We start from the raw sequence: 15596 nt of genomic DNA on the forward strand, positions 1-15596 counted from the left end.
ATCATAACGCGGTTACGGATATATACATAGGATATATACATAAAATTATGGATTTAATGAAGGAGGGAATTTATATGAATATCAAGGTGAAGACGGGTTCAGATCGATTTAAAGAGGTGGCAACGGAACTACTTCAAGGCCGTACATTTGGTTTATTAACGAATCCAACAGGAGTGAATAGTCAGTTTGAGTCGACGATTAAAGTGTGTGCTTCACTAGAGGGTGCAAAGCTAACCGCCTTATTCGCATGTGAACACGGTATACGTGGAGAGCGCCAGGCAGGTGTGCGTTTTGGTGATGAAACAGACCCGGATCTAGGAATCCCGGTGTATAGTTTATATGGAGAAACGAAGAGACCGACGGAGGCGATGTTGACTGGACTGGACGCTGTCGTATTTGATATTCAAGACTTAGGTGTAAGGTTCTATACATACCTGAGCACACTGGTATATATGATGGAAGCCTGCGCCAAATTTGGGGTGCGAGTGATTGTACTGGACCGTCCGAATCCACTAGGGGGGTTACAGTGGGAAGGTGGCTTACTCCAAGACGGTTATCAGTCCATGGTAGGTGCATGGATTATGCCAGCACGCACTGGGCTAACCATTGGTGAATTTGCCCTCCTTGTTAGAGATCAGATGGAGACTTCCTGTGAAGTTAAGGTGGTACGTATGGAAGGGTGGACCCGTGATATGGAATATACGGATACTAAGCTTCCTTGGCTTCCTCCATCCCCAAACATGCCAAGCATGGATACGGTACGGATCTATGCTGGACATTGCTTAATTGAAGGAACGAACCTATCAGAAGGTCGGGGAACGACGAAACCGTTTGAACAAGTCGGAGCCCCATGGCTAAAAGCAGAGGAAACATGTAATGAGCTCAATAGCCTTCATTTGCCAGGAGCCTGGTTTCATCCCGTTACGTTCACACCAACCTTCTCCAAACATCAGGGAGACCTATGTCACGGTGTGATGACCTTCGTTACGGACCGAAAGGTATACCAATCTGCCATCGCGGGATTGCACTTATTATCGACGATTCAAAAACTTCATCCAGAAGAGTTCGAATGGCTTCCTCCATTTAAGGAAGGTTTACTATGCTTTATTGATTCACTCACTGGCAGTGACAAGATGCGTCTTACACTTCATAAAGATGGTGGACTCAATAGTATTTTGCAAGATTGGGAACAGACACACCAGCTATGGGAAGAAATACGCAAACCGTATCTCATATACGAAGCAGAGCAGAGAAACAGTCATGTCTTATAAAGCCGAGGCTGAAGCCAGAGTTCATATTTGACAATCCGAACGAAGCATATGAAACTTGAGATAAGTGAGAATGTTAATTCACGAGTAAAGGAGAGAGCATATGAATGGTGGATTAGTCAGATTGCGTGAAATTCTCGACGATATTACACCATCTGAACGTAAGGTGGCTGAATATATTATTAGCTATCCGCATCGAGTACTTGAGATGTCTGTGGCACAATTATCTGGTGAAAGTGGTGGTAGTCAGGCCGCAATCATTCGTTTATGTAAGTCGATGGGCATTAAGGGATATTCGGAGCTTAAACTGAAGGTTGCCGGTGATTTGAATCAGAATGAAGAACGTTATGAATACCGGGAGATTCGTTCTAACGACTCCATTGAGAGAATTATTAACACAGTCTCTGCAAATAATATTCAATCGATTCGAGATACAGTGACAATTCTTGACCCAGATACGGTAGAGCGGGCAGTAGATGCGCTTAGTAAGGCAAAGAGAATCTATTTCTATGGTCTAGGCGCTTCCAATTTGATTGCGCAGGATGCCCAGCATAAATTTCTGCGTATTAATAAGACAAGCCATTCGTTTACAGATCCGCATCTTGAGCTTTCGTCTGCTGTTATGCTTAGCCGGGATGATGTGGCAGTTGGGGTGTCCTATTCTGGTGAGACAAGTCATGTTATTGAATGCCTTAAGGAAGCAAGGCTTTGCGGAGCAAAGACGATCTCGATCACCAAGTATGGGAATAATTCCGTGGCATCGAATGCCGATTATCCGCTATACACTTCCTCAACGGAGAATGCGATTCGTAGCGGCGCGATGTCGTCACGTATGACTCAGCTTAACGTAATTGACATCCTCTATCTGGCTGTTGCCAGTCGAGAGTATGATAAATCCGTACTGTATCTGGAGAAAAGCCGTGATATTATTAACCGGATGACAGGCCGCTAAGTATTTTAGGAACGTTCTACAAAGGCAGTCCCCTTTTAAAGAGCAGCTAACAGCTTGCCAAAAGGGGACTGTTTGTTATGCATGGAACGCCCTGAGCTGGAATATATAGTGAAAGATAGCTTGAATCCGGGTTACCATGGGAGGGTGCCATTCATGAGTGGTCAAGTGCAGCATATTTTAATTGGAAGTCCAATTCGTCAGGATTACGAAGTGTTGGAGAAGTTTTTAACCTCCCTCCGTCAATTACAGCTGGAGGGGCTTGAGCTTTCCTATTTTTTTGTGAATGACAACAATGATCCTCGTGCCAGCGAGTTGCTTATAGCTTTTGGAGAATCTATGGGTGAACGTGCCCTTATTCAAGATGCTGGAAGGCAGGATACATATATACGTAATGAAACGACTCACTACTGGAACGATGCCTTGATCTGGAGGGTAGCGGAGTTCAAGAATATGATGATCCAACATGCCTTGACTCTGGAATGCGATTACTTATTTCTTATCGACTCGGATGTATTGATACATCCTCAAACGCTACAGCATCTTGTGGCAGCACAAAAAGGAATCGTATCTGAAATCTTCTGGACACGTTGGCAACCGGACTCAGCTCCGCAGCCCCAGGTCTGGCTCAGGGATCAATATACGCAGTGGGAGCAGCGGCCTGGAGAACAGCTGGATGATGCGCAGATTTTAGAGAGATATGAGCAGTTTATTAATCGAATGTGGGAGCCGGGTTTGTATGAAGTAGGAGGTCTGGGCGCGTGTACATTGATCAGTCGGGAGGCGCTACTTAAAGGTGTCAATTTCAGATTCATGCACAATTTATCCTTTTGGGGCGAGGATCGTCATTTCTGCATTCGAGCGGCTGCGCTGGATATACCCCTATTTGTCGATACGCACTATCCTGCCTACCATATTTATAGAGCTACGGATCTTGCTGGAGCAGATCAGTTTTTGCAGAATACATCAGGCCTAAAGAGTAATCTGACATCAACCTTGGGTGCACAGGATATCGACAATGAGGCTCCTCTAACGGTTGTTTCACCAGAGACACATGTCACGATCATCCAACCTGAGAAACCACGGCCTGCAAGAAAACGCCCTTCACTCACCTTGTCGATGGTGGTTAAGAACGAAGCAGATCGTTATTTACGGGAGGCGCTTGAAGCGCATGTTGCTTATATAGATCAAGCTGTCATTATTGACGATGGTAGTAGTGATAATACCTTAGAAGTATGTTTGCATGCTCTACGAAGTGTTCCAGTTCGGCTTATTCGCAATGGCGAGTCTCGGTTTCATAATGAAGTAGAGCTGCGAAAGCAGCAGTGGAGGGAAACGCTGGAGGTTCAACCAGAATGGATTCTCAATTTGGATGCTGATGAAATCTTCGAGAACCGTTTTGCAGAAGATATTGATGCGATGTTGAACCGCACTGACGTAGATGTATTCTGTTTCCGGCTCTATGATTTCTGGGATCGGACCCATTATAGAGAGGATGCATTCTGGCAGTCCCATCTTCATTATCGGCCATTTCTGATTCGTTATAGGGAGGATTTTGAGTATCAGTGGAAAGAAACACCTCAACACTGCGGACGATTACCAGCCAATATATTTGAGTTGCCACATGTACTTTCACCTTTGAGACTGAAACATTTGGGCTGGGCAAATGTAGTACACCGTATGGAAAAGCAGCTCCGGTACATGCAATTGGATCCTGAAGGTCGATATGGATGGAAAGAACAATATGATTCCATTCTGGATGAGCATCCAAATGTAGTGGAATGGAAAGAAGTAGACGATTAAACGAGGCATAGTGCACCCTCTCCTCGCGAATTCATTTACGGTTTTCTTTATAAAACCGTGGAGAAACACCCATGACCTCTTTGAACATTTTGGAGAATAAAAAAGGATCAGTGTATCCGACGGATCGGGCGATATCGCTTACTGAAAGCTCGGGCTCTTTTAACAGGGAGGCTGCACGATTCATACGGTATTCTAGCAGAAATCGTTGTAAGGAAACACCATATTGAGACTTGAATAAACCAGAGAGGTAGGTTCGGTTCAGGCCAACTGAGCGAGCAATTTCCAGTACGGAAATTTTCTGACTAAAGTTATTCTCAATAAAATCAGTTGCCTGTGAGAGATACGCTTCTTTACTGAATGTGGATGTTGTCTTCTCTGAAGAGGCTGGTGAGCATCGAATGAGTTCAGCTATTGTTCGGTACAGAATACCCTGACTGAGTACATCAGCATGAGGCTGATCATAACTCTCTGCCAGTTCCCTAAAGAAGCTCGTCATTATTTCACTATCACTAGCCTCATATAAAGGATGAGCCGCAGACAGCGACGCACGGTACAGAAGCGATTTGGCGAGCAGGCCACGAAAACCAACCCATGAATACGTCCAAGGATCAGAGGCATCGGCTTCGTAATGCACAAGCGTATCAGGAAAAATCACAAATCCTTGGCCAGCACTTCGTACGCAGGGTTGTCCATTTAGAAAAAAGGTCCCTTTACCACTGTGGATGAAATGAAGAATATAGCTGTCGCGTAGTCCCGGCCCCCAGGAATGGCATGGTAGACACTCTTCCTTACCAAAGAACTGCAAATGTAGATCCAGATGACCCCCCTGAAGTGCTGGAATGGTGTAACTCACTTGAATAGGCGACATGCAATAGCCCCTTTCTTCAACATCGCTAATAATTCATAACATTATAACATGTAAAATAGTCTTAATTAAGCTATAAACAACTACATATATGGGATTATGACATGTTATACATGATTTAATCTATGTTCTTGGAAGGCGTTCGTCATTATAGTTAGGGTAGATCTTGATTACGTACAATCTATTCTAATGGAGGCGATTTCGCTTATGTCTAAAATTACATTTATCGGTGCAGGTAGCACTGTTTTTGTCAAAAATGTCCTTGGGGATGTCATGTCCACGCCTGCACTTCAATCCTTCGAACTAGCCCTCTTCGATATTGATCCAGAGCGTCTTGCTGATTCAGAAAGACTATTAAATAGTATTAAAGAAACGCTAGGTAGCACTTGCGTGATCAAAGCCTATACCGATCGCAAAGAAGCGTTAAAAGGCGCTAAATATGTGATTAACGCGATCCAAGTAGGCGGGTACGATCCTTGTACGATTACCGATTTCGAAATTCCGAAGACATATGGATTACGTCAAACGATTGCTGACTCGCTCGGCATTGGCGGGATATTCCGCAACTTGCGCACGATTCCAGTCATGCTTGAATTTGCCGAGGATATGAAGGAAGTGTGCCCAGACGCATGGTTCTTGAACTATACCAATCCAATGGCGGTTCTGACGAATGTAATGAACACCGTCGGTAGTATCAAAACAGTGGGACTTTGCCACAGTGTGCAGCACTGTGTTTCGGAGCTGTTCAATGCGCTTGACATGGATCAGACAGGGGTGGAATCCAAGATAGCTGGGATCAATCACATGGCGTGGTTGCTTGAAGTGAAGAAAGACGGAGTTGACCTGTATCCGGAGATCAAGCGGCGGGCGGCCGAGAAACAAAAAGAGAAGCATCATGATATGGTGCGTTTTGAGCTGATGCTTCGCTTTGGTTATTATGTAACGGAGTCTTCCGAGCACAATGCGGAATACCATCCTTATTTCATCAAACGTAACTATCCTGAATTAATCGAGCAATATAACATTCCGCTAGATGAGTATCCGCGCCGCTGCGTCCATCAGATCGAAAGCTGGAAAGAGATGAAGGAGAAGCTGTTCGCAAGTGAGAGCATTGAGCACACTCGGTCTAAGGAATATGCATCGTATATTATTGAGGCGATGGAGACAAATGTACCGTTCAAAATAGGCGGTAATGTCATGAACACCGGTCTTATTACGAATCTGCCTAGAGAAGCTTGCGTAGAAGTGCCTTGTCTTGTAGATTCATCGGGTGTAACGCCAACATTTGTAGGTGATCTTCCGCCGCAGCTAGCTGGACTCAATCGTACGAATATCAATACGCAGCTATTAACGATTGAAGCGGCCATTACGGGTAAAAAAGAGCATATTTATCACGCGGCTATGCTAGATCCGCATACCTCAGCTGAGCTGTCTATCGAAGATATTTACGCTTTATGTGATGATATGATCGAAGCGCATGGCAAATGGCTTCCGACATTTGAATAATATGTAGCATGAGCTTTTTGGCTGGTGGTAAGAAAAGGATGACCCAATAAGGTTATCCTTTTTTATCATTTTGGCTTGATAATGTTTAGATTCTACTGAATAATAGATAGGCTATGTATTTGCTGACAGAAGAAAGGTTGAACAACACCACATGAACTCATCACCATCTATTCACAAGAAAACAAGGGTTAAAGAACCGTTTCCCATATCGATCTTATCTCTGACTGTAGGCTCCTTTGCCATTGGGATGACCGAATTTGTTATTATGGGTCTACTTCCCAATGTTGCAGATGATCTACATGTAAGCATCTCAACAGCAGGGCAATTGATTACGAGCTATGCAATGGGAGTAGCTATTGGGGCTCCAATCCTCACTGTGCTAACCCACAAGCTTCCACAAAAAATGCTTCTTTGTCTGCTCATGGTTCTATTTATTCTAGGTAATGGACTCTCCGTTATTGCTCCTACCTATGAAGTTTTAATGGTAGCGCGCATTCTTACATCTTTAACACATGGTACGTTCTTTGGTGTAGGAGCGGTGATCGCCTCCAATCTGGTACGACCAGAAAAACGTGCAGGCGCCGTATCGATCATGATGGCTGGCTTAACGATTGCGAACATTCTTGGTGTACCTTTGGGGACCTTTATTGGACAGAATTTCGGCTGGAGGGCTTCCTTTGGTGCGATTATGATTATGGGCTTGGTAGCATTAATAGGAATTATTATATTTATTCCGAAGATTGGTAAAACCAAACCTGCTAGTATCGTACAGCAGTTCGCTGCTCTGATTCATCCAAGGCTGCTAGTCATGCTTTTGATCTGCGTATTGGGTAATGCGAGTCTGTTCACTGTCTTCACTTATATCGCTCCGTTACTTGAACAAATTACAGGGTTTACTGAACATAGTGTCACTTGGATTCTTGTTATATTTGGCTTCGGTGTAACGATAGGAAATATCGTCGGCGGGAAGCTGGCAGACTGGAAGCTTATGCCCTCCATATTGGGCGCTTTTCTGACGGTGTGTGTTCTCCTTGCTATCTTTACCTTCACGGTTCGCAGTCCGATAGCGGCAGTCATCACTATTTTCTTATGGGGAGCCGCATCCTTTGCCGTTATGCCTGGCCTGCAAGTGCGGATCATGAGCTTAGCTACAGCAGCACCTGCACTAGCGTCTACTTCAAGTCACTCAGCGGGGAACTTGGGCAATGCATCCGGAGCATTCATTGGCGGCTGGGTCATTACACAAATGGGGCTATCATCCCTTCCATGGGTTGGGGCCATCCTCGTCGCAGCAGCACTCATCATTGGTATTCTTGCTTATAGTCTAGAGCGGAAGAAGGGCACTCTATAATTGAAAAGCACCGAGATGGCAGTTTATTGACTGCTGCTCGGTGCTTTTTTTGAATACTGTTGCTTCACATACTCTTCTGGTGTAATACCAACAATCGATTTAAAGTCGCGACTGAAATGCGATTGGTCATAATACCCTAGTTCTGTCGATAGCGAAGCAAGGTCGTGATAGTGATTGTAATCAAGTGTTTCAGCTGCGTTCTGGATACGGTAGAGCTTTATTACCCACTTGGGATGCACACCAATATATTGATTGAAAAGCCGCTGTAATGCTCTTTGATGAAGTCCTGTAAACTCGCAAATATGCTCGACTTTGGTAATTTCTCGATCATGTTCAATACGCTCCATCCACGGCTGGAGCTGGGCTACGATTGAATCAGGTTCAGGTAATTTAAATCGGAGAATAGACTCCGTATACTTGATAATAGAGTCGACGTTTGGCTGAGCGAAGATCACTGCCTCCAAGAATTCCGCATCTATACCCAAGACATCTGTAGGATGAATGGATTGACTAGTGATCTGTGAAACAGGCCATTGCACAAAGGGATAAAATCCACCTGGTTTAAATTTTGCCCCAAATATGAATCCGCGGCCTTCAAGCGCATGAGCAGATTTTTGCTTAGCGACCCCAGAAATGGCTGTCCGTCCTCGTTCTACAATGAGGTTGATGCAAGGATTGGGAACAAGCTCTTGAGTAAAAGTCTCATTTGGTGCTAGATCCCAGCTTACAATCCAGAAATGCTTCACGAAAGGCTGCAAATCTGGAGAGGGTAGGTGCCGGGCAAGATCAAATTTTCTCTGACCATGCTGTAGATTTAGCACACCCATACTAGGTTTATGAACATGTGGATTCATTGACTCGTGCTCCTTACCTTAATACTTTAATTATTGTCGCGTTTTTACAATACTTGCATGAAAGTGATTTATATAATAAGTCATATGACGCTAGGAAAAGCGTTGTAAACAGTGAAGTGAGACAAGTGAAACATGATAAGGAGCGAATATGGATGGAACTGAAGTATGAATTTTATATTGGTGCAACACCAAAGCGAGTGTGGGATATCTTAGTGACACCTGAGGGAACACGCCAGATATTTTTTGGATCTATTCTTGATTCGACATTTGAAGAAGGAGCTCCTTTTCAATATGTGGGGCCAGGTAATGACGGGGACGAGACAGTTCAGGTCTATGGGAAGATTCTGAAGTACAAAGAACAAGAATTACTGAGCTTTTTGGAACACCCAGGTCCTTCATATCATCAGAATCATGAAGAACTGGAGTCAAGACTTACGATGAAGCTTGAGGTCGTTGGCGATTGCACGAAGCTGACGCTTATAAATGATCAGTGGTCTGAGAATCATCCTTCCATAGAAAGCACTAAACAGAACTGGTGGATGATCCTTAGCAATATTAAGACGCTGGCTGAGACGGGGAAGATATTAGATTTTGGTTGGTAGAAAAGTAGATGTAGTTAAATCTTCTGCTCGCTCCACATTCACTTTAATCTTAGAGAAATGCACCGACATCGGTGCATTTTTTACGTTATATGGTAGTGAACCTGATCAAAGCATAGAAGCACTTAAGGAGGATAGAAAGAAGGCTGTTATGAGTTTCGATACATATTCATTCCTTCCCATGAGTTATTTAATAACAATAATATCATTTTCTTCTATATTAAAGATGGCGAAATATGAAATCACTACTTATTGAAGGGATTTATATCATAATTTGCTACTCTCTTGGAGCAGAAACGTATGAGCTTGAAAGAGAGATTTTCAATTTTCACTATAACCATAATTGATAATGATAATATTTCTCAATTAGTATTGTATTCAGGCTGGGCGCATGTTACTATGGTTTACATGTGATAGTGAGAATCAATTTCAATTAGACATTAGGGGGAGCACCAATGATGAAGGCAGTATCTCGCAAGTGGGGTTTATATGTAGGTCTTATTTTGTTAGTTGCAACGGTAGGATGCAGCAACGAGACTAAATCGGCATCAACAACAGATTCTCAAGGAAGTACAACTACGAAGGAAGCTGAGCCTGTTAAGACGGACTCAACAACCTTTAAAATAGATGAAACAAAGGCGGCTGAGCTTCAGGGTCAGTTTAAAGAAACACCAGCTAAAGTAGCCGTAGCTTCTGTAGCAATTGCAGAAATTTTAGATGTTCTTGATGTTAAGCCTGTAGGAGTTCCAACATCGACAGTTGCTTTGCCGGAGAGCTTTAAAGATATTCCTAAAATTGGATCGGCTCTTAAACCGGATATCGAGCAAGTAACGAAGCTACAACCTGACGTAGTCATCGGACCTGAATCTATTAAGGATAGCTTAGAGAAACAGTTCAAACCAGCTTCACTGAAAACGGCTTATGTACCTTCAGATTCATTAGAAGAATTGAAGACTTCCACCATTGTTCTTAGCCGAGTGTTTAAGCAGGAACAGAAAGCGAATGATTTCATTGCAGAGCTTGAGAAACAAGAGAGTGATGCTGTGAGTCAAGCGAAAGGGAAGACGGCTCCAAAAGTTATGATATTGTTTGGTTCTGCAGAATCCTTTATGATGATGAATGAGAATACATTCGCTGGTAGTATTGCTAAGAAGCTAGGTGCATCGAATGTGGTTACGGATGTATTGAAATCAGAAGAAACGTATCTTCCTCTTAATATGGAGAATGTAGTTACAGCAAATCCAGACGTGATTTTACTCGTATCCCATGGTGATCCAGATGCTGCTATCAAGCAATTTGAAGCAGACGTGAAGAAGAATGGTGCTTGGGATAAGCTAAACGCCTTTAAGAATAAGCGTGTGCAAGCACTCGATTATAATCTCTTTGGTGTAGCGTCTGTTGTCAAAGCATCGGATGCATACAAAGAAATGTTAGGTCTTTTATATCCATAATAAAAATGACATCATGTTCGTTGAACTGAACTGGAGGAAGGCAAGTGTTAGAACCTAAGAAGACGAAGCGATTCACCATTGGAATTACATTTATCCTACTTGCCGTCGTCATGGTATTATCCATCGGGCTCGGAAGTGTACGATTTTCACCCGTTGAGATCATTACGGCACTGACAGGTCGGGGCGGTGAAGTGTCAGACACCATCCTATGGGATATTCGTATTCCGAGAGTGCTACTAGCCGTCATCATAGGCGCTAATCTGGCCATATCAGGCGCATTACTACAAGCAGTTATGCATAATCCATTGGCTGACCCCGGACTTACCGGGTTTCCAGTGGGGCATCGGTATCGGTGCTGTTCATTCTGCTGGTTGTGCCTAATTACTCTTCCTTTATTCCGCTAGCAGCCATCATTGGTGGTGGCGTTGCGGCAGCTATGGTGTATGCATTAGCTTGGAAAAGGCGAGGGATTGCTCCGCTTCGAGTTATTTTATCAGGTGTGGCGGTAAACTCCATATTTGGTGGGGTCATTGGGCTGATGTCGATCTTGTACAGCGATAAGCTTCCGGGTGCATTGCAGTGGCTAAACGGCAGTATGTCCGGTAAGGGCATAGGGGATGTAGGTGTCATTCTCCCTTATTCCATTATTGGATGGATTGCAGCTCTGTTCTGTATCCGGCAAGCTAATATTTTGCGTCTTGGGGAGCAAGCAGCACTTAACCTAGGTCAGAATTTGAATCGAATTCGGATTATTTTGTCATTTATTGCTGTCTTCTTGGCAGCTGTTTCCGTTTCGACGGTGGGTATGATTGGTTTTGTGGGTCTTGTTGTTCCGCATATGGCACGGATGATGGTCGGTTCTGATTATCGTAAGATGCTGCCAATGAGCATTGGACTTGGTGCGATTGTACTACTTATTGCTGATACTGCAGGGAGAACGTTCTTTGCGCCACTGGATATCCCCGCTGGGATTGTCATGGCCATTGTAGGCGGACCCTATTTTCTATACTTGATGAGAAAAGGTGATATTTAACATGCTGGAAGCTGAAGCCTTAACGATTAGCTATGACGGGAAGCAGATTGTGAATGAATTTAATCTTCACGTTCGGGAGGGTGAAATTGTCTCCATTATCGGGCCTAACGGCTCCGGAAAATCGACCTTGCTGAAGGGCATCTCTAGGCTTATTCCTTGTGAAAGCGGTCGTGTATGCATTGCCGGACAAGAGCTTCAATCCATGCAAAATAAACAAATATCCCAGTTGATGTGCATTTTATGTCAATCGAATCAGACGCCAGCTGATATGACGGTAGAGGAGCTCGTATCTTACGGGCGATTCCCTCACAAGAAGTGGTATGAACGTTTAACTGCCGATGATTATGAGATCGTGGATTGGGCGATAGAAAAGACAGGTCTACATGATTTTCGTAAAAGACTGGTGATTTCCCTCTCTGGAGGAGAAGCGCAGCGGGCATGGATCGCCATGGCACTGGCCCAGCGGCCGAAGGTGCTTTTACTCGATGAACCAACCACCTACCTAGACATTGCCCACCAGCTAGAAGTGCTCGAACTGGTGAAGTCTGTTAATAAGGAGCTTGGGATTACCGTCGTTATGGTGCTGCATGATCTCAATCAAGCGAGTGCATATAGCGATAGTATCTGTGTAATCCAAAAGGGTAATTTGGCCTTCACGGGTACACCGAGTGATGTACTAACAGAGGGTATGATTCGTGATGTATACGGTGTGGAAGCAGAGGTTCAATATGTGGATAATCATACATATCCGCGCATTCACCCGATTAAGAAAGCTACGCAGCTCGTTGCTGCTCACTAACACTTGGAGGTATTTACATTGAAACCAATCGATACAGAAAAGGTAAAGAAGCAGTATGTAGAGTTTATGGAAGAACGAAAGACGCTGATTATCAGCACAATTGATGATCAAGGCACTCCTTTTATCAGCTACGCGCCATTTGTGAAAAAGGATGAGAAACTATATATCTACATCAGCCAAATTTCTGATCATTACCGGTATGTGGAGAATAATGAGCGTATTAATGTCATGCTGATTGCCGATGAGACGGCAACACCGAACACCTTTGCGCGTGAACGTGCTCGCTGGGTTTGCTCCTCTACCAATTTGGGCAACGAAGGCAATGAAGACGTGTTTGAGCTGTTTAATGTGAAATTTGGCGAGAAGATGATGACGATGCTGCGCGGACTCGATTTTTCATTATTCGAGCTTACGCCATTTGAAGGCCGTTATGTCATTGGATTTGGTCAGGCATTTGATGTGAATCTTTCCGGTGACCGGTTTGAGCATGTTGTCATTGATAAGAAGTCTAAATAATAAAATAACATGAAGAGGGGCAAGTCTGATGTCATTTGAATCGGTTTACCCGATCTATAGAACGGCGCGGGACAGTTTCCAGAAATCTGCTCAGAGTTTAACAGAAGAAGATTTTACGCTTAAGCTCTCATCCAATACATCCTCGATTGGTTTCATGGTTCGCCATAATGCTGAGGTAGAGTATATGTTCGCGGAATGGTTTTTTAATAAAAGCAAACCGGAGGACGTTACTTTTATTACGAATGGCCCTGAGAAGGATGGAGATTCATTCGGTACGCTTGAGGAGAATCTGGCATTTAGTCAAGCAGCAGATCAATTCCTAACAGAAGCGATGCGGGAACTGCCTGTAGAGGCATGGGATGAGCCTGTTAAATCTCCAATGGGACTATCTACCCCTCGCCAAGCGGTTGGGCGCGTGCTGTATCACTGTGGTTTACATGCAGGCCAAATATCGTTAATACGCAAAGTAGCTAAGGCTTCACTATAGCTTCAAATTATCCTATCCGCTCTTCCTCTGGTATAATACCTTGGATGAGTAGGTAGGATATTTTTTTGTGAACAAGAAGGAGAGAACATACATGGGAGTAACAGCACAGCAGGTAGCTGAATGGATGGTCGAAGAAATTAAATTTAAAGGTACACTGTATCAAACAGTTGCCATTGAATATGTGAAATCTCATTTTGGTAAGGATTTTGTATTTGTAAACGAGAACGGAAATGAATCACTCGAAAAAGAAGTGAAGAAAGCATTTCGTAAACTGCACGGCGGCCGAATTGCATGGGATCGAGATGCATTTATGTGGGCCTGGACATAGTGTGGTTTGCATCCTTTTAAATGATGTTTTTATCCGCAGTTGATTTGACATGCGGATAGAGCGGAGGGTCGGAGGGATTCTGGAGAAACGTCAGTGGTCGCCTTTAAAGTCCAATTTTAACCGCTAATCATTTTATAAAGAAATTGGACTTTAACAGCGATCGCAAGAACCCTTCGACCCCGTAGCGGCTTATTAACAATAGGATAACTCTTAATTTGATAATGAGCCTATTAATTAAATGAAAAAATATATAGCGATTCACAAATAGTGTAGCGATTTTGTTTTAATCAATCACTGAATATTATGCAAATTTTGATGAAATTTGTATAAGTACAGGTCTTAAGATTCATTCTTTCAAATTTGATTTACAAAAATTTATGAATCATATACAGTATATATGTAAGCGCTTTAAGTTTAAGCGCTTTAATTTAATAAAGGAGGGATATAAAGATCAGCGGACAGGTGAGTATGGATGGTCAGGAGATGAATGTTTCTAGTATTCAAAAAATTGATATTAAAGGAGCGTACGTTGATGAGTAGAAATAAGAAGTTTAGCTTTAACAGCAAAGCTGTAATGTTATGCTGTCTCGCTTTTCTTATGGTCCCATCCGGTTTGGCGTTCGCAGCACCCAATAAATCATTTCCTCAACATACGACCTACACCAGCGGTTCAATCAAGCCAAGTAATGTGACTCAAACGACGATGGATAATTCAGTTCAAACGAAATGGGACAGCTGGAAGGCGGCTTATCTGAAGCCTGCTGGAACCGGCAAATACTATGTGAAGTACCAGTCTGATGGAAGCACGGTTTCTGAAGCACATGGGTATGGTATGTTAGCTACGGTAATCATGGCTGGATATGACAGCAGTGCACAGACCTATTTTGATGGACTTTATAAATATTATCAGGCTCATCCAAGCGACAACAATGCGTATTTGATGGCTTGGAAACAGAATAGCAGCTTCCAGAACGTTGAAGGTGCAGACTCTGCAACGGATGGTGATATGGATATTGCCTACTCACTTCTACTTGCTGATCGGCAGTGGGGAAGTGCAGGAACAATTAACTATCTGCAAGCAGCTAAGAATATTATTAATGCGATCATGCAGAATGATGTGAATCAGTCGAAATGGACGCTACGCCTTGGTGACTGGGCAACCGATGGTGCTTTTGATACAGCTACGCGCCCCTCAGACTTCATGCTAAACCATCTAAAAGCATTTCAACAAGCAACAGGGGATACCAAGTGGAATAACGTCATCGACAAAACGTATACCATTATTAATTCCATTTATACGGGTTACAGTTCAACAACAGGTTTGCTTCCTGACTTTGTTGTCTTGAATGGGTCTACGTACAAACCTGCACCTGCCAATTTCCTTGAAGATGTGAGTGACAGTTACTATGGTTATAATTCTTGCCGCATCCCTTGGAGAATTACGACAGACTATCTCATGACAGGTGATAATCGTGCGTTGCCACAGCTAACTCAGCTGAATACATGGATTAAAGGTAAAGTAAACAGTAATCCGAGTAGCGTCAAAGATGGCTATAAGCTGAACGGTACGGTAACAGGTTCGGGTGGCAGTGGTGCTTTCTATTCTCCTTTTGGCGTAAGTGCAATGACGAATTCTTCGAACCAAACGTGGCTGAACTCTGTGTGGACAAAAACAGCGAATAGCTCAAGTGAAGGCTACTATGAAGATAGTATCAAGTTGTTCTCCATGATCGTGATGTCCGGTAACTGGTGGACGTATTAAGAGCCTACTTGGAGCGGTTACATCT

14 protein-coding genes and 1 pseudogene are annotated in these 15596 nt (G+C 43.5%); 13 read left to right on the forward strand and 2 right to left on the reverse strand.

Going from position 1 to position 15596, the window contains the following annotated elements:
• Window positions 1-74: 74 nt before the first annotated feature.
• The 3 genes from JCM16418_RS21355 to JCM16418_RS21365 all read left to right on the forward strand — a co-directional run bounded on the left by JCM16418_RS21355 (window position 75) and on the right by JCM16418_RS21365 (window position 4020).
• Entirely contained in the window at window positions 75-1271 is a 1197-nt protein-coding gene (locus tag JCM16418_RS21355; RefSeq protein WP_036653036.1) for an exo-beta-N-acetylmuramidase NamZ family protein, read from the forward strand.
• A gap of 100 nt (window positions 1272-1371) precedes the next feature.
• The gene (locus JCM16418_RS21360) at window positions 1372-2220 is read left to right on the forward strand and encodes a MurR/RpiR family transcriptional regulator (protein WP_036653038.1); all 849 of its coding nucleotides are present in this window, start codon (window positions 1372-1374) and stop codon (window positions 2218-2220) included.
• A 153-nt stretch (window positions 2221-2373) separates the two neighbouring features.
• On the forward strand, window positions 2374-4020 hold the full coding sequence (locus JCM16418_RS21365; RefSeq protein ID WP_036653040.1) for a glycosyltransferase: 1647 nt from the start codon (window positions 2374-2376) through the stop codon (window positions 4018-4020).
• Between the two features lie 31 nt (window positions 4021-4051).
• Here JCM16418_RS21365 and JCM16418_RS21370 read toward each other — a convergent pair whose 3' ends face one another.
• Window positions 4052-4888 carry an AraC family transcriptional regulator gene (locus JCM16418_RS21370; RefSeq protein WP_036653043.1) on the reverse strand — a complete coding sequence of 279 codons (837 nt, stop codon included), beginning with the start codon at window positions 4886-4888 and terminating at the stop codon, window positions 4052-4054.
• A 204-nt stretch (window positions 4889-5092) separates the two neighbouring features.
• Here JCM16418_RS21370 and JCM16418_RS21375 point away from each other — a divergent pair, with 204 nt between their 5' ends.
• Together JCM16418_RS21375 and JCM16418_RS21380 are read left to right on the forward strand one after the other, a co-directional pair.
• Window positions 5093-6391 carry an alpha-glucosidase/alpha-galactosidase gene (locus JCM16418_RS21375; protein WP_036653046.1) on the forward strand — a complete coding sequence of 433 codons (1299 nt, stop codon included), beginning with the start codon at window positions 5093-5095 and terminating at the stop codon, window positions 6389-6391.
• Between the two features lie 151 nt (window positions 6392-6542).
• Entirely contained in the window at window positions 6543-7742 is a 1200-nt protein-coding gene (locus JCM16418_RS21380) for an MFS transporter (protein WP_036653049.1), read from the forward strand.
• Window positions 7743-7765: 23 nt separating this feature from the next.
• Here JCM16418_RS21380 and JCM16418_RS21385 read toward each other — a convergent pair whose 3' ends face one another.
• The gene (locus JCM16418_RS21385; RefSeq protein ID WP_036653051.1) at window positions 7766-8596 is read right to left on the reverse strand and encodes a DUF6597 domain-containing transcriptional factor; all 831 of its coding nucleotides are present in this window, start codon (window positions 8594-8596) and stop codon (window positions 7766-7768) included.
• A gap of 152 nt (window positions 8597-8748) precedes the next feature.
• On the opposite strand from JCM16418_RS21385, the gene JCM16418_RS21390 reads away from it, so the two are divergent.
• The 8 genes and pseudogenes from JCM16418_RS21390 to JCM16418_RS21430 all read left to right on the forward strand — a co-directional run bounded on the left by JCM16418_RS21390 (window position 8749) and on the right by JCM16418_RS21430 (window position 15571).
• Entirely contained in the window at window positions 8749-9198 is a 450-nt protein-coding gene (locus tag JCM16418_RS21390; RefSeq protein WP_036653054.1) for an SRPBCC domain-containing protein, read from the forward strand.
• A 452-nt stretch (window positions 9199-9650) separates the two neighbouring features.
• The gene (locus JCM16418_RS21400) at window positions 9651-10646 is read left to right on the forward strand and encodes an ABC transporter substrate-binding protein (protein ID WP_242403937.1); all 996 of its coding nucleotides are present in this window, start codon (window positions 9651-9653) and stop codon (window positions 10644-10646) included.
• 110 nt (window positions 10647-10756) lie between these two features.
• Window positions 10757-11679 (forward strand): annotated as a pseudogene (locus JCM16418_RS21405) (FecCD family ABC transporter permease).
• A gap of 1 nt (window position 11680) precedes the next feature.
• Entirely contained in the window at window positions 11681-12478 is a 798-nt protein-coding gene (locus JCM16418_RS21410) for an ABC transporter ATP-binding protein (RefSeq protein ID WP_036653059.1), read from the forward strand.
• Window positions 12479-12496: 18 nt separating this feature from the next.
• A complete protein-coding gene (locus tag JCM16418_RS21415) occupies window positions 12497-12994 on the forward strand; it encodes a HugZ family pyridoxamine 5'-phosphate oxidase (protein ID WP_036653062.1) in 498 nt (165 codons plus the stop codon).
• Window positions 12995-13022: 28 nt separating this feature from the next.
• The gene (locus JCM16418_RS21420; protein ID WP_036653064.1) at window positions 13023-13481 is read left to right on the forward strand and encodes a DinB family protein; all 459 of its coding nucleotides are present in this window, start codon (window positions 13023-13025) and stop codon (window positions 13479-13481) included.
• Window positions 13482-13572: 91 nt separating this feature from the next.
• Complete coding sequence (locus JCM16418_RS21425; protein ID WP_036653068.1) at window positions 13573-13809, forward strand: DUF6953 family protein; 237 nt, start codon at window positions 13573-13575, stop codon at window positions 13807-13809.
• 532 nt (window positions 13810-14341) lie between these two features.
• Window positions 14342-15571 (forward strand): family 8 glycosyl hydrolase, encoded by a 1230-nt coding sequence (locus tag JCM16418_RS21430; RefSeq protein WP_036653071.1) that lies wholly within the window; start codon window positions 14342-14344, stop codon window positions 15569-15571.
• Window positions 15572-15596: the final 25 nt, after the last annotated feature.

Source organism: Paenibacillus pini JCM 16418 (assembly GCF_000576305.1).
Classification (GTDB): Bacteria; Bacillota; Bacilli; order Paenibacillales; family Paenibacillaceae; genus Paenibacillus_AQ; species Paenibacillus_AQ pini.